This window comes from Nostoc commune NIES-4072 (genome assembly GCF_003113895.1).
Classification (GTDB): Bacteria; Cyanobacteriota; Cyanobacteriia; order Cyanobacteriales; family Nostocaceae; genus Nostoc; species Nostoc commune.
Genome location: NZ_BDUD01000001.1, coordinates 372,289 through 394,160 on the forward strand (window position 1 = coordinate 372,289; position 21,872 = coordinate 394,160).

The window sequence follows — 21,872 nt, forward strand, 5'->3', positions numbered from 1 at the left end:
AGTAATAGGTTTGGCGATCGCTCTTAAAAGGGTTTATTGTCTCCATAATATAAATACAAAATATGTCAAAATAATTCGTAGTTATAGAATTCGATTATGAATTACGAATTACGAATTGATCCTAAAAGACCCTAAAGAGGTAGATGAATGCAAATAGAAGATTATTTTGAGTTTATAGACCCAGATGATATACGTATCAAAGGGCATCGTATTGGTATTGATAATGTGATTCAATATTACTTGCAAGGATATTCACCAGAGCAAATTATAGAGGAATTACCTTCCCTGAATTTGGAGAAAATCTACGCGACGCTTACCTACTACCTTCATAATCGTGTTGAAATAGATGCTTATATGTTGCGGCTAGCAAAGTGGCGAGAACAGCGCTATCAAGAATCATTAGCTAATCCTTCACCTTTGATGCAACGTTTAAGAGCGTTAAAGGTGCAACGTGAGCAGGAGTTGCTAAACTCTTGGTGAAGGTACGTTTTCTCCTTGATGAAAATTTGTCGCCCAAGCTGAAGATATCTGTTTTGCGCCTCAATCTAGCAATAGATATTCTGCGTGTAGGCGATGCCGAAGCACCGCCATTAGGTACGCTTGACCCAGATATTTTGCGCTACCTGGAATTATCCCAACGAATATTGGTTACAGACAACCGCAAAAGTATGCCCGAACATCTAGAAGAACACTGGAGAGATGGACGACATATTTGGGGATTAGTTTGGTTACGTTCCAGTGGGAACCTCAGTATTTGGGCAGAAACAATTTATTTGATTTGGGAAGCGACTGAGGCAGAAGAGTGGATTGATAGATTGGATTGGATTCCGCTTTAAAAATTTGGCGTTGCTGAATTAAAAGTATCCCCTTATTTTCCACGGTTGATCCAAACACCTCTAAGTCCAGCTGCTTTGGCTCCGTGGTAATCTTCTACAACGCTATCGCCAATATGCCATGCTGCCTCTGGGGAACATTTATGTTTATCTAAAGCAATGGCAAAAATTTGAGGATCGGGTTTAGCTGCACGTACCTGCGTAGAAATAGTGACGGAGGTAAAAAACTCTCTCAATCCTAAACCTTGCAATACTGAGTAAATCCGAGAATCAAAATTCGACAGCACCCCCAAGGTAACTCCCAACCGCCGCCAGTTGATTAAAGCTGGTAAAACATCGGGATAAACAAACCACGGTTCGGCTGTACCAAAGTGGATGTAAAGTTCGCTAAAAAAAGCCGAAAAGTCAGAAAATTCCTTAAGAACTCCAGCACTTTCAAAAGTGTTCAGGGCAATTATCCGCCACCAATCAAACTCGCGCTGGGGAATATCTTGCAGTTCTGCATCTGGAAATATCGGCGGCGGTGCTGCTTTAAAGCTTTTAATGAAAGCTGTATTCAATGTTTCGGCTGAAACTGTAACGCCAAATTCCTGGGCTATCTGACTATAAACTTCGCCCACACTACCTTTGACATCGAAGAGTGTACCCACAGCATCTAAAAAAATAACTTTCGGTTGTTCCATCAAAATTTGATTGAATTGGAGAGTGGGGAGTAGGGATTAGGGACTGGGAACTGGGGGAGAATGACTAATGACTAATGACCAATGACCAATGACTAATGACTAATGACTGACCTTAAGTTACCGAGAAAGTGTTTCTATGATCGGACGGACTAGCCAATTAAAACCAACTTTGAGTTGATGGTCTAAAGTTGGCAATCTATATAAATAGGCAATCCGCCGGGCGACGGATGCCAAGGGGCCATCTAGTTTAATTCCCAAACCTGTAAGAGTGGCGTTGTCTATCCCTAGTGCCATCATTTCTCCTAACTGTTGGTAGCGGAAGGGAAGCAGGGGGCGATTCGTTAAACTTGCCCAGATATTCCAAGCAGTATAATCAGCTTGTTGGAAAGCCGCTTGTGCAGTAGCCGGGACTTGCTGTCCTTCAATATCATGGCAGTCTGCTAAATCTCCCAAGGCAAAGATTTCTGGATGATCAATGACTTGCAGAGTAGATGTAGTACTGATTTGACCACGCTGGTTTTCCTTGAGAGGAAGAGATTTCACTACAGGCGCAACCCTAGTTCCCACAGTCCAAATTACCAAATCTACGGGAATCGTGTCTAACTGGTTTTTGTACTCTAGGGAGATGGAATTTTGCTCTATTGATTCAACTTTGGTTTCTAAATCAATAAACACGCCACGCGCTTCTAAAGCTTTTTTTGCTGCTTCCCGGTTAAACTCTGGGGAAGTTCGCAAGATTTGGTCAGCAATTTCAACGATCCGAAAGCGTCCTCTTTCACCTAGTCTATCGGCTAACTTACAGGCTAACTCTACACCACTGTAGCCAGCCCCAATAATCGCCACCCGAATTTTATCAGCATCCGATTCTTCTAAAAATCGCAGGCGTTCTTCCAAACGATAGACATCAGATATTGTCCGGAATGGGTAGGCGTAGGATGTTGCACCAGGCACTAAATCTAGCGGTGTCTCACCTCCTAGTGCCAACACTAGGCGATCGTAAGGGATTTCCGGCCCTTCATGTACATTTACTAGTTTCTGGTCGATGTCAATTCCAGACACAACCCCTTGATAAAAACGTACCCCCGTGCCTTGTAAAAGTTCTTCAAACGGTGGGGCAATTTCCCAGGTTTGCAGTTCGCCAGTGAGTAATTCGTAAAGTAAAGGAGAGAATAGGAAGCGATCGCTTTGATCTACCAGAACAATTTCGGGTTTTTGCGTAGATTCCCAAGGTAACTGGCTTAAGCGCAAGGCTGTGTATAGACCACCAAAGCCTCCGCCAAGGATACAAATTCTAGAAGTTTGTTGAGTCATCGTTTTTATCTATGGGACGGTCAATGCTAGCTGGGCAACTAACTTCAGTCTAGTAAGTTAAAGCGGACTTTTCAAAATCCTATAAAGTTTGTCATTAGTCATTTGTCATTAGTTACAGTTATATAACTGGAGATTAGCTATAGTTAACGGTTAACAGGCAACGGCTAAAAGGAGTTAAAGAGATGGAAATTAAGCCAAATGACCCATCACTAGCACTCATGGAAATTCCCCCTGGCTATCTCAACATTATGGGTTACGTTGATCAGTCAGAAGTTAATGGCCCTGGTTGTCGTGCAGTCATCTGGGTACAAGGTTGCCTGCGTGAGTGTCCTAGGTGCTTTAATACTAACTCCTGGTCATTTGAAGCTAACCAATTGATTGCTGTTGATACCCTTGCCGAGAATATTCTCAGCAATCCCCACAACACGGGTGTAACGTTCTCTGGTGGAGAACCCTTTTGGCAAGCAACTGCACTAGCTTCTTTAGCTCGTAAAGTAAAAGCTGCTGGATTAAATGTAATGTCTTTTACTGGGTTTACTCTCAAGCAACTACAGTCTCAATCAGCACCGCCAGGTTCCCAAGCTTTGTTAGAACAACTTGATATTTTGATTGACGGGCCTTTTGTACAATCTCTAGCAATTAATTCTCCTAACTCTCCAGTCTCTTCTAGCAATCAACGGGTTCGTGTTTTAAACCCAGCTTTTCAAGACCAGATTACCTGGGCTAGCGATCAGATAGAAATCCACATTCTTAAGGATGGTGGCCGCATTGTTACTGGCTACCAAGGTGGGCTGGAATTGACGTAGTGATGTATTGTCGGCATTGGGAATAGAGAATTAAACCAATTCGCAATTCGCAATGGGCTAACGCCCCGCTCCGCTAACGCAATTCGCAATTACGTTTTGTGACGGGGATTTAGACCCCGACACAAAACGTGCTGCCTATCTTGCTGGGGACTTAAACCCCCAAAGTTCGTTAAAACTAGGACTTACGCACACTCTACGAATTCTCGGCGCTCTTGGCGTCTTGGCGGTTCGAGAAATTAAGCTTTTTAGCAATTTTTGCGTAAGTCCTAAAAACTTAAAAGTTGACCTTTTGAGGCTCGACGTTGACCTTCTGAGGCTCGACGTTGACCTTCTGAGGCTCAACTTTGACCTTTTGAAGCTCGACGTTGACCTTCTGAGGCTCAACTTTGACCTTCTGAGGCTCAACTTTGACCTTCTGAGGCTCGACGTTCACCTTCTGAGGCTCGACGTTCACCTTCTGAGGCTCGACGTTGACCTTCTGAGGCTCAACTTTGACCTTCTGAAGCTCAACGTCCAACTTTTAACTCTCCTTTCCTCGTGGCCAATGTCCAATGCATCTGTGTTTGAGACAGATTATATTAAAAAAAATACATATCTAAAATTTGATTAGACCATTTAAGACAATTTTTACTGAACACCGGGTACTTTGGGCTGTTTTACTCCTTAGTGCAGCACTGGTGCTAACGCTAGCACTATCGCTTTCTCAAGGAGCAGTACCTTTAAGTATGTCGGAATTTTGGCAAGCCATTCTCCGTGAAGGTGACCCGGTTAAACAGACCATTCTCTGGGATTTGCGTCTCCCACGCATTACTGCTGCTCTGATTGTCGGCGCAGCTTTGGGAATGTCAGGAGCGCTGCTGCAAGGGATGTTACGCAATAGTCTTGCTGATCCATTTATTTTGGGCATTTCAGCAGGTGCAGGATTAATTGTAATTCTGATGATTGTGTGGCAAATATTCCCGATCGCAATTCCTTTAGCTGCGTGGATGGGAGCAATTTTAACTTCTGCGATCGTTATTTTGCTCGGTCGTGCGGGGTCAGGAATTTCTGTTGAGCGGTTGATTTTAGGCGGAGTGGCGGTAAGTTCTTTATTAGGTGCTGTCCAAAGTACATTGCTGCTTTTAGCTGAAGATGGTCAAATTCAAATTGCCCTCAGTTGGCTGGTTGGTAGCCTTAATGGACGGGGTTGGCAAGAAATTGCGACAGCTGGCCCTTACATCATCGTTGCATTGATCGGGGGATGCTTGCTGGCGCGATCGGTAAATGTGCTGGCTTTGGGGGATGATTTGGCTGTGGGTTTGGGGGTTTCGTTGACGCGATCGCGTCTGTTAATTGGTGGTGTCGCCACTTTATTAGCCGCAGGTGCAGTTAGCATCAGTGGCTTGATAGGATTTGTTGGTCTTGTTGTCCCTCACGGTGTCCGCCTCATCGTTGGTACAGATCATCGCTTTGTTTTGCCACTTTCTGCCCTTGCAGGTGCATGGTTACTTACTTTTGCAGATTTACTCTCTAGACTAGGAGCAGTGGAACTACCAGTAGGCTCCGTCACTGCCTTGCTAGGTTCACCGCTATTTATCTGGTTACTTTATCGTCGTTCTGCTGGGTTTAATAAATTTTGAACTAAGAGGATTTAAAAGTCCTTTGTAGGTATCAAAAGTTTTAGATCCCTACTTTTAATAGCATTTAGCTAAGTCTGCTCATTTTGCTCTATTCGCAAAACAATAAAAATTGCTGGTGTATTCGCTACAACAGCAACAAGCAGAATGATCAGTTTTGGTTTATTTACCTCCTCTATTTTAACATAGACGAGGTGTTTTTTATTTGAGGCAATATCCAAATATAGGATTACTATTTGATTTTTGAACGAAATTAAGTATTGTAGAGTGTGTTAGAACGGAGTTCGTAACGCACTATGAACACGAGTTTGATGCCGTACTCTCTGTGCTAACACATCCTACGTATATTTTCAGAAATCAAACCGGATTCCTATATAATGTCTGCTTAAATACTTATACATCTTGTTTCAAGATTTCCCAGTTTCAGTTTTAAATTATTTTTTTTTACTCGCGCGTAAATCATACTTTAAGTAACTTCAAAGGTAATATATTGTGACAAATTTTAACACTTGTTGTTTGCAAAACTAACTTTTTGCAGCTTTCACATGCAAACTAATGAAAAGTGGGTTTTTTGGGGGGATGTTTTAGTGAACTCTATGATACATGAGCTACCTAATTCCTATTCCCTATGAACTTGCATTTATGCCAATTACCCCCATGATTATTAAGCCGATGGAAATGAGCTTGATAAGTGTGGCAGATTCACGAAACCAAATAATACCAATAATAGCAATTAAGACAGTTCCCAATCCAGCCCAAACAGAATAAGCCACACTCACTTCAAGTTTCTTGAGAGCAAGCGTCAAAAAAGTAAAACAAAGTCCATAAAAGACAGCTATTAATATGGAAGGGCCTATTTTAGTAAATCCTTGCGATAACTTCATGCAAGTTGTGCCTGAAACTTCAAAGAGGATTGCGGCGATAAGGTAAATCCAACTTGTTGACATATCTGTTATCAGCAGTTTGTGAGTAATATCTTATTATCTTATCTCGGTGAAATTAAAAAAATACAATCGTATGAATATAGTAAACATTTGTAGGATACGCTACGCATTGGAAGCTTTAAGCGCAGAGACATAGTAACATTTGTACCAACGTTTTCAGACGTTTTAAATAGAATTGCTATATTTCAAGTTTGCTTTTGCCGAACTTACCGAACCCCAATAGTTCAGTTTACCGTACATTTATAGTAAAGAAATCCTGGTTCGGCAATCATCATTATTCAGGTGATAAAAACCGAATTTACTCCACTCTTATTTTTAAATACTATGAGAACAAAGAAAGGAATCAAATCCTCCAATCCTTAAACAGCAAAGATACTAGTTATCCAAGTAGAGATATGACATTAGTACGTTTGAACCCCTGGCAAGAATTTAACGCAATACAACGTCAAATCAATCGCTTATTTGATGAAGATATGCCAACTACATTTTCGGATAAAGGCTTATCCAGAGTTCCGGCTGCTGAGTTAAAAGAAACTGAAGATGCAATTCATCTATTGCTAGAACTTCCAGGAATTGAAGTTAAAGACTTGGATTTGCAAGTTACTGAAAAAGCTGTATACCTGAGCGGTGAGCGGAAGTCTGAAGCAAAATCTGAAGATAAAGGTGTGATTAAAAGCGAATTCCACTATGGTAAATTCCAACGTGTAATTCCTTTACCTGCTCGGATTCAAAATACCAATGTTACGGCAGATTATAAAGATGGCATCTTGAACCTGACGTTACCCAAAGCTGAAGAAGAAAAGAATAAAGTTGTCAAAGTTAATCTAGCATAATCTGGATAATTGCAACTTTATATCTGCTAGCTAGCTATTAAACTAAATAAAAAGCGCTCTCCAAAAGGGGAGCGCTTTTTAGTGTGAATTACTTAGCCTATACAGATTTATAGGAAAGTGCAAAATTTTAAATCTTTTATAGTGTGTTATACACCACCACAGATTTTTGATGCGCTAGGAAGAATATTATAACGCACCCTACAAAAGTTGCTCTTTATTAAATCCACATTTCTTAGTTAACCGTTAAGGGCTTCTTCTTGATGGGTTTCGATAACGCAATCAGAAGTAGGGCGGGCAACGCAGGTAAGAACCCATCCTGCGTCAATTTGATCGTTGTCTAAGAAGTTCTGATCTGATTGGTCAACTGTACCTGAAATTAGCTTCCCGGTACAGGTAGAGCAAGAACCAGCGTTACAGGAATAGGGCAAGTCAAGATCATTTTCCTCGTTAGCGATCTCTAGGATGTACTCATCATCAGGGACTTCAATTACGTGTTCACCTGCGTTTTCTTCACCTTCTGGGATACGTAATGTAACCTTGTAAGTTGCCATGTAAAAATTCCTAGCTCAATATAAACTCCATTTTTGATACTACGGGTTTATGTGCAGCTAGTCTAGAGTTTATTGTGGTTGATTTATTTACATCCTTAATAAGCGCTTAGTGTGAACTGGAAGTTAGAGTAAAAAATTCTGCGATCGCTTCTGCAAATCCCTCAAATGAACTATAATCTTTAGCCACGATGGAGACATTCACACCCAACTTTCGCGCATTAGCAGTTGTATAAGGGCCAAAACATGCAATTATACAGCGTTCATAATCGCTTTGCGAGTTGACCATTGTTAAAAAGCTTTCTACTTCTGCTGTGCTACTAAAGGCAATTACATCAATTAGTCCTTGACGAATCAGATTTAATTCAATACTGTAGATACTTGTGTTTAAGCCTTGTGTAATATATGTAGGTATGCGAGTTACTTGTATACCCAATTCCTGCAAATCCCTAATCAAGTTGGGTACAATATCAGGCTCAGGCAAACCAACAACTTCTGGAGCCGGAATCAGTACCTTTTTCTCGTGAATTTGCGGAAGTTTCGCTAATTCAGCCACAATTCCGGCTGGGCTAGATTCTGTGGGAATTAAATCTACTTTGTTACAAAAAGATAATAAACTTTCTGTGTCTTTTCCTAAAGCACATAATTGACATTTTTGCACCACAGATACAGGAATATTTAAATCATTCATCCGGTGAAAAAATGCAGTGATGCCATTTCTACTTGTGAAGATAATCCAATCAAATTCACCTATGTGGTATAGCGCAGTATCTAACTTAGTGTAGTTTGATAAATAGCAGGTTTCGATAGTAGGCATCAAAACAGGTAAACCACCATGTTTGATGATTTGTTCAGATAACCTATAAGCATAATTTCTCGGTGCTGTGACTAAAATTCTTTTGCCATATAGAGGTAATTCTTTAGATGGAGTGAGCAAGTTGATTTCTCTTGATTGGGTGTGCATTTGTTTATCTGCCATTTCATTGCTATTTCAGCTTAGAATGCAATACGTTTGGTGTTCGTGATATTTTGCCGACATTTTTGTAATAGTCATGTCGTGCTGACCGATATCCCGCCTGGGAATAAATTCCAAGGCTAATAGCTAAAGTCCACTCAAGTGGACTGAGATTTTCCCTTTCAGGAAGCAATACGCTTGGGTTAAGAATTTGACTTTTGACTTTTGACCCTTCGACTGCGCTCAGGGTCAACTTTTGACTTCCCCAAAGGGGCACTAGCCATTTTTCTAGGATGAATTCTCCCCATTTTTCCGATGTCATCTGGGTTGGTAAAACGGCACGATATGAATATCCAAGAAAGTTGGCACAAAAATCTTATGTCTTCATTACTGGCTTTATCCAACAGTTTAGCTGATACCGTAGAACAAGCTGGAAGTGCTGTGGTAGCTGTAAATGCGGGTACTCGTGTTTCCCCAAGTGGCATTCACTGGCGTAATGGCATCATTGTTACCTCTGATGAATCTCTCCAGCGCTATGACGACATCACTATCACTCTATCAAATGGCAGCACTGCACCAGTAACGCTCATCGGTCATGACTCAAGCACTGATATTGCTGTTTTTAAGCTAGAAAATCTAGAAATTCCTGTGGCAAAAGTTGGCGATGCCAAAACGCTCAAAGTTGGTCATCTCGTGTTAGGACTGGCAAGAGGTAGCGAAGGTGACTTAAGGGCGGCGATGGGTGCGGTGAGTGTGGTTAGCGGTGCTTGGCGGAGTATGAATGGCGGGAATATTGACCAATTCATCCGCCCAGACATCACCCTTTACTCTGGTTTTGCAGGTGGGCCACTTGTAGATGCTGCTGGTTTTGTTGTAGGCATGAATACATCGGGGCGGCGTGGTACTGCTTTGACTATTCCCACTGCTACAGTCGATCGCGTGGTTGACCAATTAGTAGCAAAAGGACGCATTTCTAAAGGATACTTGGGTGTAGGAATGCAACCTGTACGCTTACCTAAGAACTTGAAAACTGCTCTCAATTTAACTTCTGCAACTGGGGTAATTGTCGTTAATGTTGAGTCTTCTGGGCCTGCTGACAATGCAGGTGTGCTGCTTGGCGATGTTTTGGTAAGGTTTGATGGCGTAACTGTGGGCGATACAGGTGATGTGCTGGCGTTGCTCAATAATAGCGATCGCATCGGTAAAACTGTCAATGTGCAAGTTGTCCGGGGTGGAGTGTTAGTTGATTTAGCGATCGCAGTTGGCGAACGACCTACTAAGGAAGAATAATCCAATTTGGGATGGGTTTAACTAGTTGTGTCAAGATTTATCTAAATTTTCTATTCATTCGAGCCTCTGAACTCGGAATTTCTACCTTTTTACTCGAACTTTGAGCCTCTGAACTCGGAAGTTGCACCTTTTTACTCGGACGTTGAGCCTCTGAACTCGGAAGTTGCACCTTTTTACTCGAACGTTGAGCCTCTGAACTCGGAAGTTGCACCTTTTTACTCGAACTTTGAGCCTCTGAACTCGGAACTTCCACCTTTTTGCTCGGACGTTGAGCCTCTGAACTCGGAACTCTCAGAATTTTCTTTCTAAATAGGACTTACGCACACTCTACGAATTCTCGGCGCTCTTGGCGTCTTGGCGGTTCGAGAAATTAAGCTTTTTAGCAATTTTTGCGTAAGTCCTACTAAAGTTGGGTTGATTGATATCTTGCAGCATTCTTAATTATCCCAACCCGACTAAAAACTATTGTCAGCCAATAGATTCTACTTTGACATGGGGAAAAATTGTATAAGATGGCAAACACAACATTAACTAACATCGCTGCTGAATTAACAGAGGTAGCTGCTAAACTACGCGAGCGCACTGTTAAAGTGAAGAGCGGTTCTCTAGGAGTCGGTTCTGGTGTAATTTGGCAAGCTGACGGACTAATTATTACTAATGCCCATGTTGCAACCAGCAACCGCGCAACTGTGGAATTGGCAGATGGAAGGGTATTTGATGCAGTGCGTACACAATTTGATCCGCAGCAGGATTTAGCAGCCCTGAAAATTGTCGCCACTAATTTAACTGCTGCAACCATTGGTAATTCTGAAGCGTTACGAGTCGGTGAATTAGTTTTAGCGGTGGGTAATCCCTTTGCTGACAGTGGTGCTGTGACAACTGGAATTATCCATGCAAATAATCCACGGGCTGTTATGGCAGATTTGCAGCTATATCCTGGAAACTCTGGGGGGCCACTTGCCGATTGTCAAGGCCGAGTCGTGGGAATTAATACGATGATTGTTAATGGTTTGGCTGTAGCAGTTCCCAGCAACACCGTTGAGCGTTTTTTACAGGGAAATAGCCGTCCGCAACTGGGAGTTACACTGCAACCTGTGCTTTTAAGTAGACGTAGCTTGGGTTTATTGGTGTTGTCAATTCTACCTAACAGTGCGGCGGAAACTGCTGGTGTACAAATCGGCGATGTTTTAATTGGAGTTTCGGAGCGATTATTCACTAGCATGAATGATTTAACTAAATATCTCTATGACAGTAAAGGATCTGTACCACTAAAACTCCTACGCAGTGGGAAGCAATTCGTGATTTATGTTGAGGTGCAGTCTGGTAAAACTGCTGTGGAGGCGACATGATCCGGGTGATGGTAGTTGCCACTTCCCCTGTAGTACGGGCAGGGTTATCAGCTGTAGTAACTACCAATCCTCGGCTAACGGTTGTGGGTAGTGCATCGGATTTGGATGTATTGGCTAGGGAAGTTGGGCAATTACAACCAGATATAGTACTAGTAGATTTGAGTGGCAATCTTCAACAATCAGTGTGGGAAAAATTGCTGGTTATTCAAGAACAGCAATATCCATTAGGAATGATCGTCATTGTTGAGGAACTTGACAGCATTGATTTAGAGACGGGGTTACGTTCTGGTATCCGGGGGATATTGCCCAGTACTAGCACAGAGTCAGAAATTGTTGCTGCTGTGGAGGCGATCGCTTTTGGTTTGGTGGTGTTGCACCCGGATGCTATAGAATTACTGTCTATCCGAGAAAAAATGGTAGCGAATCCCGTACAAACCTTGACACCACGCGAGATAGAGGTTTTAGGTATGCTTGGTTCTGGGTTGGGCAATAAAGCGATCGCTAAAAGCTTGCACATTTCCGAGCATACCGTCAAATTTCATCTCTCATCCATTTTTCAAAAGCTCAGTGTCTCCAGCCGTACCGAGGCTGTTGCTGTGGGTGTGCGACTGGGTTTAATTATGCTGTAATCTGCAATGAATTCTCAGTTGGATGCAATAGACCTTTTGTATACAGAGATTTTCAGTTGAGTAGACTAGAAAAAAAGACCTAAACCCCAGCCCCTCAATACGGTTCGGTTTAGGCAAGAGACGCGATAAATCGCCGTCTTTACAATAATCAGTCCTTTGTAGAGACAGCGATTTATCGCGTCTTTGCGATTAGCTAGCCCCGTGAGGTCAAAAATTAAGTTGCACATCGCATGAGGTCTATTTAATATCAAATGATGACATAAAGCCTTCAATAAGGTGATGGTATATGTATCACATTTGATTCATCACTTATATGAACATTTTAATGCTCTCTTCCACCTTTCCCTACCCACCAACGCGCGGGGGAACCCAAGTCAGGACATTTCATTTACTTAAATACCTCAGTCAACGCCATAATATTACCCTAGTGACTCAACGCGAGAGCGATGTTACAGAGGCAGAAGTATCAGGATTACGCGATTGTGTGGATCATCTAGCCATTTTTGAACGCCCGCCAGATTCTCAAACCACCGGAATATTGAAGAAAATACAGCGATTTGGTAAGTTTTTGCAACAGGGAACACCACCAAGTGTACTCAACCGCTACTCAGTTGAAATGCAAACATGGATTGATAACTGGGTGGAAGCAGGGAAATGTGATGTAATTACCTGCGAACATAGTGTCAATGAAATTTATGTACGTTCGCACTTTCCCAAACAACTAAAAACTATAGTTAATATTCATAGTTCAGTTTACGCTACTTGTCGAAACCAACTAGCAACGGGCATTTCTGAAAATTCCCTCAGAGACAAAATCAATCTGCCACTTTTGCGGCGTTATGAGCAAAACTACTGTGCTAAGTTTTCGGCAATTGTGGCAACAACAGAAGAAGATAAAATTCAACTACAAGAGTTCAACCCCAATAGTGAAATTACAGTTATTCCTAATGGCGTAGATTTAGTTTCTTTCCCCAACCGTACCACCGATCCAGGTGGACACCGTTTAATTTTCATCGGTGCAATGGATAATTTAGCAAATATTGATGCTGTCTGCTTTTTCAGCAACGAAGTTTTGCCAGAAATCCAAAAATTGTATCCTGATACAACTTTCGATATTGTCGGTTCTCATCCGGTGCCAGAAGTTTTAGCACTTGCTCAAAAACCAGGAATTAATGTAATTGGGCGTGTACCTTCGATGGTAGAATATTTACATCAATCTACCATCTGCGTTGTACCGATGCGGACTGGGTTTGGCATTAAAAATAAAACTTTAGAGGCAATGGCAGCTGGTGTACCGATAGTAGCTAGCGATCGCGGCTTAGAAGGATTAGCCGTAGATGGTGCTAGTCATCCATTGCGGGCATTCCGAGCAAATAAACCGGCAGAGTACATCACCGCTATTAGTCAACTTTTTGAGCATCCATATCTGCGTTCAGAATTGTCTCACAAAGGCAGACAACTGGTAGAAACAGAATTCACTTGGGATATTGCTGGTAAAAGTTATGAACAAGTGTGTCTTAAAAGAGATTAATACTAATTCGTAATCAGCTACTTTAACGTAATTAGCACACACATAAAAATGCTTAATTTAATAGAGATCCCACCACAAAGTTTTAGATAAATTCTAATTGGGCTTTCTTGCCAGTGTGGGACAGATGTGTGTAGAGACATTGTATTGCAACGTCTCTACATCGGCTATACAAATTATCTTATCTAAATCGGATTGGTTCAAGGTTAGCTTGTAAAGAAACACATCAATTATTGTCGTATTTAGTTGAAGCACCTAACACAAGTAATTTTTTATGCTTAGGTTTATTTTTATTTTTGAGAGTAGTCAAATAATTATCAACGTAGCGGAAAGCAGCTGCACCATCGTAATCAGCAATGGCTATAGCTTGTAAGAAAACCTTTGAAGGAATTTCAAACCCTAAAAATTTTTCTGTCAAAATTAACAAATCTTTATCTGTAGCAGGAAAAGTAGTTTCTTCTACATCTTCTGGATCGGAAAATATATCTTCAATTAATGCTTTATACACTTTGTACCTCCCCGAAAGCATAAGACGCAAAGCCTGTGATAAAGTTTAGTTGCTGATCGCGAGTTTGTAAGTTGAGTGGGAGTTCACTACCAGCACATCCTATCTCCCGCAAAATTTCCAAACAATAAGCACCGAGTTGAGTGGATGGAGCAAGCTCCAATTCATGAGCTACTTCTAGAGCCATCTCCAGATTGACTTGGATAACCGTCTTTACAGGGTTGGTCATAAACACGCCCTAATAAACTGGATGCTCTAAGTTTTGATCACAAGCTCAAATAGCGTAACGGTGTTTTTGCGGATTTTATGAAAAGGCGAAAATAAAGTATCAGCGCATTTGCGGTAATGTATCCGAAATTATGCAAATGAGTCTGAGAGTTCGGCAATTTCGACCTGCGTGCGATCGTCGTTCGCACAACGTGTTGTTGGCGCAGCCTCTGGTAGAGAAGACAAACGATCTCGCCTAAATAAGTATAAATAAATCTTATAAATCAATATTGCCTTCACATTATGCATAATTTTGTTACTGAATCCTGTTATTTAATATGCACTATAGCAATCTGATTTGATTGATGAAATTACTTGCGTAGGGAGGGAACAAGGAACAGAGAACAGGAAATAAAAGCATTTTTTCTCTCGACACAGAGATAAAAGAGGATTAATTATGTTTAATCTAAATTTCTGGTGAAATTATAAATTTCACTTCTTGTAGTATGCAAGTCTTACAGAAAGCAAATACATTGATCTTTGAAACTAATAATTTTTTGTCGGGTACTACTAGTGACGATCAGATTTCTGGTTTTGGAAACGATGACAATATCTTTGCTGGTCTTGGAAATGACGTAATCGATGGTGAAGAGGGCAATGTAATTGAGGGTGGACTGGGCGATGATACGTTAATAGGTGGTGCAGGCGATGACATCTTCAAGGGCAGTCAGGGTAACGACAGCATCAATGGCGGAGATGGTATTGATACCGCCGACTACAGTGAACTAGGTACAGGCATCACTCTCTCAGGTGTAGGGACAATTACCAAAGCTGATGGATTTGGAACAGACCAAATCTTCAAAATAGAAACAGTTATTGCTGATCCCAGTGTTGCCAACAATACCATAGATGCCTCCGAATCTTTGGCTGGCGTATCTATCACTGCTGACTTAGAAGCCGGAAGTATCTCTGCCAATAACGTTCCCGAACTTGAGACATTGACATTTAATGTACTCAACTTTGTGAATGTCATCGGCACCAATGAAAGTGACATCATTACTGGCGACGACCAAAATAACCAATTATTCGGTAATGATGGCGATGACTCCATCATTGGTGGACAAAATAATGATATTCTTACAGGTGGCTTTGGTGCAGATAAGTTTATTTTCAACAATGTTAACGAGGGTCTTGACATCATCAAAGATTACAACTTTGCTGAGAGCGTGGCTTTCAAACTGGAGACATTGTTAGAGCAGTTGTTACCACTGGTAAAAAGATTGGTAATTATGTTGCAAAAGTGGCGATTCGTTCATCTGGCAGTTTCAACATTTCTACTAAAAACGGATTGATTCAAGGAATATCGCATAAGTTTTGTAAACGCATTCACGCAAAGGATGGTTATTCGTATGCAGAATAAAAGATTTGCTAATTGCTCAACTGTCCCCATCGAAGTTTTAGCTGACGCACAAATTTACTCAAGGGATGTTTCGCAATTAGCCCTCCATTCCTCTCGCCACCAAACTGAGTACAGTTTTGGTGGGAGTCTCCTGGAGGGTTGAGATGAATTCGCCTTCCTTGAAAATCTCCCATCGAATGTGAATATTCAGTTGGTGTAAAATTACTACGAGTCACAACTCCATGACAAGTTAAAGCTTTTTGCAGTTTGTTCCCGGTGTAAAAGTTTTGTTGCAAAAAAACAGGTGAGGCTGATAAAAGTATAAATTATATCAGATATTACCAGCTAGCTCTCAAAAAGTTTTTGCAACATAACCATTGAACACAACAATTGCTTTAACTTTCTCGATTAGAGCAACGCACTGCCTCATCCTGGGTGTTGAATTATTCTTTATTCTATTTTGATGATATTTTTTTGACAAAATTAAGGAGTAAACCTTGTGGCATTTACGATCAATCAGTTATTGAAGTTATCTGTTAAGTATTTAACAGCAATTACAGCAATAATAACGGTTCTCCCCTTACCAGTTAAAGCAGCTACATTTTTAGTAAATGAACGCGCTCTTTTAGGAGGTAATGATGAAGTTTATTGGGGAAGTTTAGGTAAGGTATTTAATCCCTCTGCGCCTGATTTTTCTGTTTTTTTACCTAACTCTTTTTCAGCAACATCCCAAGGTGGTTTAGGCTTAGATGTAAATATAACTCCAGCTAAAAATCCTCAGATTACTCCACCATTTATCTTTCAAACGTTACCTCCACCTGGCATTCGGACTAACTTCGCCCAAGGAGACTTTATTCTCTTCGGAGGTATAAACCCAACAGGATTTCAACCTCTTCCTCCTGGTTCTCCTGATCCTCGTACTCAGGGAAACGGAGAGCCTTTGAGCATTAGTTTTGCCCAGCCTGTTTTTGGCGCTGGTACTCAGATAGCTGTAGATATTAGTAATTTAGAAGTTGAAACTTTTATCAACGCTTTTGATAGCAACAATAATTTGTTGGGTAGTTTCTCAGTTCTCAGTACTTCGTCGCTAGCATTAGATAACTCAGCAGTATTCTTAGGGGTTCGTAGTGATACTGCAAATATCTCACGACTCGTTTTTAGCAGTTCTGCTCCACAATACGCCTTGGCTATTAATCAGGTAAGTATTGTTGCAGCCCCTGAACCAACTTTGACCTTAGCAATATTAGCTTTTGGTATTTCAGGTGCTGTTTTAAAACTACGTCAACGCTCTTGGTCATTGAATCGGGATATTAGATAATTTATTTTCCGGAAATAGTTTAACAGTGATTGTAGTTAACAATTACGTAACTTGTTTATCGCTAGAGGCGAGTCTTATTATCAATGGGAATTATTTCGACGCTTCTACAGCATCGAAATAATTTGTCATCGAATAAACTTAATTTTTTGGACATACTCAAACTTCAGTCTGACGTAATTTAACATAATTATTTTTAACCAAATTAAAGGAAATGTCATACAAAGAATTAGAACACATTATAGACACTAAAATACAAAGAGCTATACGGAAGCACGAGGTTATAGTTTCTTTTATTAGTAGTATTGTTGGCTTAATTTTTATATTGGGTTTGTTCCATGCTATTTTACTCAACCACTCTCAGATTCAATCATATTGCTTGAGATAATTAGTGGTTGCGTTCAATAGGTTTTTATGAGCAAGCGTTTTCTAATGTCTATAAAATTAATCAAAGTTAGACATATTTTTTATAAAAATGAATTTTACTATAGGGACTAAAAATAATAGCAGGGCTATATTCGTCTTATTTTTGACTGTATTTATAGACTTGCTCGGCTTCGGAATTATCCTGCCGATACTGCCTTTGTATGCTGAACAATTCGGCGCAAAACCTAATGAAGCGACACTACTTGTAGCTATTTATTCTTTAATGCAGTTCTTATTTGCACCATTATGGGGTAAATTTAGCGATCGCTACGGTCGCCGTCCGATTTTATTACTTACTTTATTCGGTTCTGTAATTGCATACGCTGGGTTAGGTTTTGCCAACTCATTATGGATTTTATTTATTGCTCGTAGTCTTGCCGGGATTATGGCAGGCAATATTGCTACTGCTCAAGCGTACATAGCGGATATTACCACGCCAGTTAATCGAGCTCGTGGCATGGGCATAATCGGAGCAGCTTTTGGTCTTGGCTTTATTCTCGGCCCAGCTATTGGAGGTATTCTGATCGGGTCTGATCGGGACAACGCTAACTTCCATCTACCATCATTGTTCGCAGCCGGATTATCTTTATTGGCATTGCTTTGTGCTTTGATATTACTTCCAGAATCTTTGAATTCTGAGACTAAAGCCAAAATCCGAGCTCATCGCTACCGTCAGCGACGACTGAACTTGCTACAACTGTCACAACGTCCACAGTTTTGCTTACTTGCTGGCATCTACTTTTTTGTTACCTTTGCTGTTGCGTCTATGGACTCTACATTAGCTTTATGGTCTAAGCAGCAATTAAACTGGGGCCCTCAACAGACTAGTTATCTTTTTGCTTTCATGGGGATTGTCAGCACAATCATTCAAGGAGGACTAATCGGATTCCTCAAAAAATACTTCGGTGAAATAAAGTTACTTATTTTGGGGATATTAGGGTTAGGTTCAGGATTACTGTTAATTGGATTCTCACAAAGCTTAATTTTATTGTTGGTCGCCACCACGCTTGTAGCATGGGGAATTAGTGTTAGCCAACCAATATTGAACAGCATGATTTCCCAAATGACAGCCCCAGAAGAACAAGGACAAATATTAGGTATTGCTAGTTCTTGCTCTGCGTTGGCAAGAATTGCTGGCCCAACCTGGGCAGGGCTAAGTTTTATGAAATTTGGGAGTTCTGCTCCTTTTTTGAGCGGATTTTTAGTAATGCTAATAGCTTTGACTCTTAGTTTGCGAGTAACAAAAAGTGCATCTGAACCAAACACAGAACATATCGCCTGACAATCTTGATTTCAAAGCTTAATATTTTTTTGAAACAGCCTTGTATTAAAAATTTTTAATCCTAAATCTAAAACTTAAAATCTAAAATTACTATGACTGGTCGTCGAGTATTGTTTTTAGGCATCTTTGTAAGCATCCTCCTCACCTACGCAATTTGGGTAGGTGGGAGCATTCCTGCAAGTATTATGAAACTTCCTGACCAAGGATTAAACTGGTACTACTGGAAGCTTCCCCAACCAACCTTTTGGAGTCGAGCGACAGCTTGGGGTATGTACCTTGGGCATCAGTTTAGCATTTGGGGGTGTATCTTGTGGGCGCAGCGATGGCTACGCCCGCCGCAGGCATCGCAGTTGAAATACAAATCAACGTTGCACCCGATTAACTACCTCATGCTTGCTATTAATGGTGTATTCATCGCTTTACACTTTCTCCAGACCTATATTTGGTACGATGCTCTAGCTCAAGATACCTCAATTTGGGCTTCTCAGGGTGCGGTTGTCCTCCTACTAGTCTTCGTACTGATTTTGGAAACGCCTCGACGCGGTTTGTTTTTTGGCAATTCTGTTCCCTTCCATCAACAGTTTTTGCAAATTATCAAGCTGTACCACGGCTACTTTTTCTCCTTCGCCGCTATCTATACCTTTTGGTATCATCCAATGGAAGCGACTTTGGGGCACTTGATTGGTTTTCTGTATATGTTCTTGCTTCTGCTCCAATCGTCGTTGATATTCAACCGCACCCATGTAAACCATTGGTGGACATTTACTTTGGAAATTACGGTGCTTTTACATAGTGTAGTTGTATCGTTGATGCTAGGACAAAGCAAGTGGCCAACATTTCTCTTTGGTTTTCTTGGTATTTTAGTACTTACTCAACTCCACGGTCTACCTGTAAGTATCTTGACTAAACGTACTATCTACGGAGTCTTTTTAGTCAGTGTAATGGCTGTTTATGGACTGACTGAACGCGGCTTGGGCAGAATTTACGAAATAACCTATATTCCTCTGATTGAGTTTGGACTAGTTGGCGTAATTTACTTAATCTTCTTGCTCATCTTATGGACAATTTCTCGTTTACCTATCAAGAACTAAACTGTATTGGGTTAAAACGATCTCAAATTCTCACGAATGATTTAGAACTGCTATAGGAATCATATTTGATTTTTGAACGAAATTAGGTATTGTAGGGTGTGTTAGAACGCAGTTCGTAACGCACCAAACCCTTGATGATGGTGCGTTACGCTGTCGCTAACACACCCTACGTATCTTTTCAGAAATCAAATACTAGTCCTATATATAAGTAACAGATACCTCGAAGTCGTGTTGAAGTACTCCAAAGTTGTGTTGAAGTACTCCAAAGTCGTGTTGAGGTACTCCGAAGTTGTGTTGAGGTACTCCGAAGTTGTGTTGAGGTACTCCGAAGTCGTGTTGAGGTACTCCGAAGTCGTGTTGAGGTACTCCGAAGTTGTGTTGAGGTACTCCGAAGTCGTGTTGAGGTACTCCGAAGTCGTGTTGAGGTACTCCGAAGTCGTGTTGGAGTACTTCAAACTTTGTCGCACCGCGATTAAGTACACAGGTGCGTAGGCGTAGCCCGCCGTAGGCATCGCCTGAACATTTTTGAAAGAAGGTTGATTAGCCAGACATACTATAAAATAAACATTAAAAAACTAACTATTTTAGTCACCACTACTAACAATTTTTTGCTGTTGATAACGCAGTTTAAATTGCTGTTGTTGTATTTTATGATCCACAATAGGTTCCGGATAGCCAACAGCATGACGTTCTAAAGATGGAATTTTCCCAGTAACTAAATATTCTGTATCTACAGACCGTAATTCTGACACCCATTGCCGAATATATTCCCCCTCTGGATCAAATTTTTGTGTTTGACTGGCTGGGTTAAAAATTCGCACGGGTTTAGGGTCCATGCCGCTAGAAGCACTCCATTGCCAACCCCCATTATTGGCAGATAAATCACCATCAATCAGGCGCTGCATAAAGTATTTTTCTCCCAATTGGGGATTAATTAGCAAGTCTTTGGTAAGGAAACTAGCAACAATCATTCGGCAACGGTTATGCATCCAGCCACTTTCATTCATCTGGCGCATTGCTGCATCCACAATAGGGTAGCCAGTTCTCCCTTCGCACCAAGCTTGGAAATGTTCTTCGTTAGTTTGCCAAGGAAAGTTTTTAAAGGTGTCACGGAAAGCACCATTAGCTAATTCGGGGAAGTTATACATTGCATGTTGATAAAACTCCCGCCAAGCTAATTCTTGTTGCCATGTGCGAATATTAACTGCTGTTTCTTCACTGCGGCTGTTTTCTAGTGCTTCTATGGTGGCTTGCCAAACAGTGCGAATGCCAATTACACCAAATTTTAAAGCTGCACTCAGTTGCGATGTTCCATCCACTGCGGGGAAATTTCGTTGTTCTTGGTATTCAGTAATCGCAATAGCCGTAAATTCTTCTAGCCGTTCTTGCGCCGCTACCTCTCCCGGTGAAATAATTAATTCTCCATCCCAAACAAATCCTAAATCTTTGGCTGAAGGTAGCGTTAAGGCTCCTGCAAGTTTAGCAATTTCCTGTTCAGCTTCTGTTAAACCCTCAACATTTTGCAGAGTTTCTACTGGGTTCGCTTTCGGTTTGGTAATCCAATTTTTCCAAAAAGGGGTGTAAACTGTATAAGGTTGATTGCTACCGGTACGTAATTGCTCTGGGGAATTAAGGATTTGATCCCAGTTTTGGTTAAGAAACTGAATGCCTTTTTCTTTGAGGGCATTTATAACGGTGCGATCGCGTTCTTGCGAATAAGGTTCTACATCCCAATTCCAAAAAACAGCTTTGGCATTCATTGCTTCTGCTAAAGCTGGTATCGCTTGTACAGGATTGGCGTGGAGTATTAACAACTGGCTACCAACTTGAGCATATCGCTCTTGGAGTTTCTGCAAACAGCCAATCATATAAGTTACTTTCACAGGAGCAACATCATCCCGTTCCAGAATATTCGGATCGAGACAAAACACACCCACCACTTTCGGACTCTGTTGTTTTGCCGCAGCCAGTCCCGTATTGTCAGAAATGCGTAAATCGCGCCGATGCCAAAACAGAATTAAGTCAGACATTCTATACTACATATAGTTCACCCGTACTAGCTTAAATGCTAGCGGTACTAATGAACATCATTCTGGCGAAAAATTTCTTTTGTGAACGGCTATTGAGCATTGTCCATTCTGCGGTTTGTCAAGCATGATAGTGGTTTATTATCCTCATCTTGCGGTTGAACCCTTCTAACTGTTGGTAACTTAGTAGAATACACCTGTGCTTAAGACAAGGCTAGCTCTACGCCAAATTCCACAGCAAATCAATTCCATTTCCAACATATTTTGAATTATCCTGGTGTTCTTTAATCTTTAA

At 41.1% G+C, this 21,872-nt stretch carries 23 protein-coding genes and 2 pseudogenes; 14 read left to right on the top strand and 11 right to left on the bottom strand.

Annotated elements, in window-relative coordinates:
* Positions 1-147: 147 nt before the first annotated feature.
* Both CDC33_RS01580 and CDC33_RS01585 read left to right on the top strand, forming a co-directional pair.
* The gene (locus CDC33_RS01580; RefSeq protein WP_109007000.1) at positions 148-480 is read left to right on the top strand and encodes a DUF433 domain-containing protein; all 333 of its coding nucleotides are present in this window, start codon (positions 148-150) and stop codon (positions 478-480) included.
* Complete coding sequence (locus CDC33_RS01585; RefSeq protein WP_109007001.1) at positions 477-836, top strand: DUF5615 family PIN-like protein; 360 nt, start codon at positions 477-479, stop codon at positions 834-836. The genes CDC33_RS01580 and CDC33_RS01585 overlap by 4 nt, the downstream gene beginning before the upstream one ends.
* Positions 837-868: 32 nt before the next feature.
* On the opposite strand, the gene CDC33_RS01590 is transcribed toward CDC33_RS01585, so the two are convergent.
* Both CDC33_RS01590 and CDC33_RS01595 read right to left on the bottom strand, forming a co-directional pair.
* On the bottom strand, positions 869-1,516 hold the full coding sequence (locus CDC33_RS01590) for an HAD-IA family hydrolase (RefSeq protein ID WP_109007002.1): 648 nt from the start codon (positions 1,514-1,516) through the stop codon (positions 869-871).
* A gap of 117 nt (positions 1,517-1,633) precedes the next feature.
* On the bottom strand, positions 1,634-2,827 hold the full coding sequence (locus CDC33_RS01595; RefSeq protein WP_109007003.1) for an NAD(P)/FAD-dependent oxidoreductase: 1,194 nt from the start codon (positions 2,825-2,827) through the stop codon (positions 1,634-1,636).
* Between the two features lie 182 nt (positions 2,828-3,009).
* On the opposite strand from CDC33_RS01595, the gene CDC33_RS01600 reads away from it, so the two are divergent.
* Entirely contained in the window at positions 3,010-3,633 is a 624-nt protein-coding gene (locus CDC33_RS01600; RefSeq protein WP_109007004.1) for a 4Fe-4S single cluster domain-containing protein, read from the top strand.
* A 274-nt stretch (positions 3,634-3,907) separates the two neighbouring features.
* Here the strand turns inward: CDC33_RS01600 and CDC33_RS01605 are convergent, their stop codons facing one another.
* The gene (locus CDC33_RS01605) at positions 3,908-4,150 is read right to left on the bottom strand and encodes a hypothetical protein (RefSeq protein ID WP_109007005.1); all 243 of its coding nucleotides are present in this window, start codon (positions 4,148-4,150) and stop codon (positions 3,908-3,910) included.
* An 85-nt stretch (positions 4,151-4,235) separates the two neighbouring features.
* Here CDC33_RS01605 and CDC33_RS01610 point away from each other — a divergent pair, with 85 nt between their 5' ends.
* Entirely contained in the window at positions 4,236-5,252 is a 1,017-nt protein-coding gene (locus CDC33_RS01610; RefSeq protein ID WP_244919105.1) for a FecCD family ABC transporter permease, read from the top strand.
* Between the two features lie 623 nt (positions 5,253-5,875).
* Here CDC33_RS01610 and CDC33_RS01615 read toward each other — a convergent pair.
* A complete protein-coding gene (locus tag CDC33_RS01615; RefSeq protein ID WP_109007006.1) occupies positions 5,876-6,196 on the bottom strand; it encodes a DMT family transporter in 321 nt (106 codons plus the stop codon).
* A gap of 392 nt (positions 6,197-6,588) precedes the next feature.
* On the opposite strand from CDC33_RS01615, the gene CDC33_RS01620 reads away from it, so the two are divergent.
* Positions 6,589-7,026: an Hsp20/alpha crystallin family protein gene (locus CDC33_RS01620; protein WP_109007007.1), complete on the top strand. Its 438-nt coding sequence runs from the start codon at positions 6,589-6,591 to the stop codon at positions 7,024-7,026.
* A gap of 236 nt (positions 7,027-7,262) precedes the next feature.
* On the opposite strand, the gene CDC33_RS01625 is transcribed toward CDC33_RS01620, so the two are convergent.
* From CDC33_RS01625 to CDC33_RS01635, 3 genes are all read right to left on the bottom strand, one after another.
* Positions 7,263-7,577 carry a ferredoxin gene (locus CDC33_RS01625; protein WP_109007008.1) on the bottom strand — a complete coding sequence of 105 codons (315 nt, stop codon included), beginning with the start codon at positions 7,575-7,577 and terminating at the stop codon, positions 7,263-7,265.
* 106 nt (positions 7,578-7,683) lie between these two features.
* Positions 7,684-8,553 carry a uroporphyrinogen-III synthase gene (locus tag CDC33_RS01630; RefSeq protein WP_244919106.1) on the bottom strand — a complete coding sequence of 290 codons (870 nt, stop codon included), beginning with the start codon at positions 8,551-8,553 and terminating at the stop codon, positions 7,684-7,686.
* Between the two features lie 7 nt (positions 8,554-8,560).
* On the bottom strand, positions 8,561-8,851 hold the full coding sequence (locus CDC33_RS01635) for a hypothetical protein (protein WP_109007009.1): 291 nt from the start codon (positions 8,849-8,851) through the stop codon (positions 8,561-8,563).
* A gap of 56 nt (positions 8,852-8,907) precedes the next feature.
* On the opposite strand from CDC33_RS01635, the gene CDC33_RS01640 reads away from it, so the two are divergent.
* The 4 genes from CDC33_RS01640 to CDC33_RS01660 all read left to right on the top strand — a co-directional run bounded on the left by CDC33_RS01640 (position 8,908) and on the right by CDC33_RS01660 (position 13,328).
* Positions 8,908-9,819, top strand: coding sequence for a S1C family serine protease (locus CDC33_RS01640; RefSeq protein WP_109012398.1), 912 nt, complete (start codon positions 8,908-8,910; stop codon positions 9,817-9,819).
* Positions 9,820-10,331: 512 nt separating this feature from the next.
* Complete coding sequence (locus tag CDC33_RS01650) at positions 10,332-11,168, top strand: S1C family serine protease (RefSeq protein ID WP_109007011.1); 837 nt, start codon at positions 10,332-10,334, stop codon at positions 11,166-11,168.
* 8 nt (positions 11,169-11,176) lie between these two features.
* A complete protein-coding gene (locus CDC33_RS01655) occupies positions 11,177-11,797 on the top strand; it encodes a response regulator transcription factor (protein ID WP_439956582.1) in 621 nt (206 codons plus the stop codon).
* A gap of 313 nt (positions 11,798-12,110) precedes the next feature.
* Positions 12,111-13,328, top strand: a complete 1,218-nt coding sequence (locus CDC33_RS01660; protein WP_109007013.1) for a glycosyltransferase family 4 protein — start codon at positions 12,111-12,113, stop codon at positions 13,326-13,328.
* Between the two features lie 223 nt (positions 13,329-13,551).
* Here CDC33_RS01660 and CDC33_RS01665 read toward each other — a convergent pair whose 3' ends face one another.
* Both CDC33_RS01665 and CDC33_RS01670 read right to left on the bottom strand, forming a co-directional pair.
* A complete protein-coding gene (locus CDC33_RS01665) occupies positions 13,552-13,833 on the bottom strand; it encodes a hypothetical protein (protein ID WP_109007014.1) in 282 nt (93 codons plus the stop codon).
* On the bottom strand, positions 13,826-14,059 hold the full coding sequence (locus CDC33_RS01670) for a hypothetical protein (RefSeq protein WP_109007015.1): 234 nt from the start codon (positions 14,057-14,059) through the stop codon (positions 13,826-13,828). The genes CDC33_RS01665 and CDC33_RS01670 overlap by 8 nt, the downstream gene beginning before the upstream one ends.
* 484 nt (positions 14,060-14,543) lie before the next feature.
* Here CDC33_RS01670 and CDC33_RS01675 point away from each other — a divergent pair.
* Together CDC33_RS01675 and CDC33_RS40115 are read left to right on the top strand one after the other, a co-directional pair.
* Positions 14,544-15,185 (top strand): annotated as a pseudogene (locus CDC33_RS01675) (calcium-binding protein); the annotation flags it as partial.
* Positions 15,186-15,265: 80 nt separating this feature from the next.
* A pseudogene (locus CDC33_RS40115) lies at positions 15,266-15,457 on the top strand (RNA-guided endonuclease IscB); the annotation flags it as partial.
* Between the two features lie 8 nt (positions 15,458-15,465).
* On the opposite strand, the gene CDC33_RS38195 reads toward CDC33_RS40115, so the two are convergent.
* Positions 15,466-15,732, bottom strand: a complete 267-nt coding sequence (locus CDC33_RS38195; protein WP_181373860.1) for a hypothetical protein — start codon at positions 15,730-15,732, stop codon at positions 15,466-15,468.
* Positions 15,733-15,935: 203 nt separating this feature from the next.
* Between CDC33_RS38195 and CDC33_RS01685 the strand changes: the two genes are divergently transcribed.
* The 3 genes from CDC33_RS01685 to CDC33_RS01695 all read left to right on the top strand — a co-directional run bounded on the left by CDC33_RS01685 (position 15,936) and on the right by CDC33_RS01695 (position 19,550).
* The gene (locus tag CDC33_RS01685; RefSeq protein WP_109007017.1) at positions 15,936-16,754 is read left to right on the top strand and encodes a hypothetical protein; all 819 of its coding nucleotides are present in this window, start codon (positions 15,936-15,938) and stop codon (positions 16,752-16,754) included.
* 472 nt (positions 16,755-17,226) lie between these two features.
* A complete protein-coding gene (locus tag CDC33_RS01690; RefSeq protein WP_109007018.1) occupies positions 17,227-18,459 on the top strand; it encodes an MFS transporter in 1,233 nt (410 codons plus the stop codon).
* A 92-nt stretch (positions 18,460-18,551) separates the two neighbouring features.
* A complete protein-coding gene (locus tag CDC33_RS01695) occupies positions 18,552-19,550 on the top strand; it encodes a hypothetical protein (RefSeq protein ID WP_109007019.1) in 999 nt (332 codons plus the stop codon).
* Positions 19,551-20,134: 584 nt separating this feature from the next.
* Here CDC33_RS01695 and CDC33_RS01700 read toward each other — a convergent pair.
* Positions 20,135-21,580, bottom strand: coding sequence for a deoxyribodipyrimidine photo-lyase, 8-HDF type (locus CDC33_RS01700; protein ID WP_109007020.1), 1,446 nt, complete (start codon positions 21,578-21,580; stop codon positions 20,135-20,137).
* Positions 21,581-21,872: the final 292 nt, after the last annotated feature.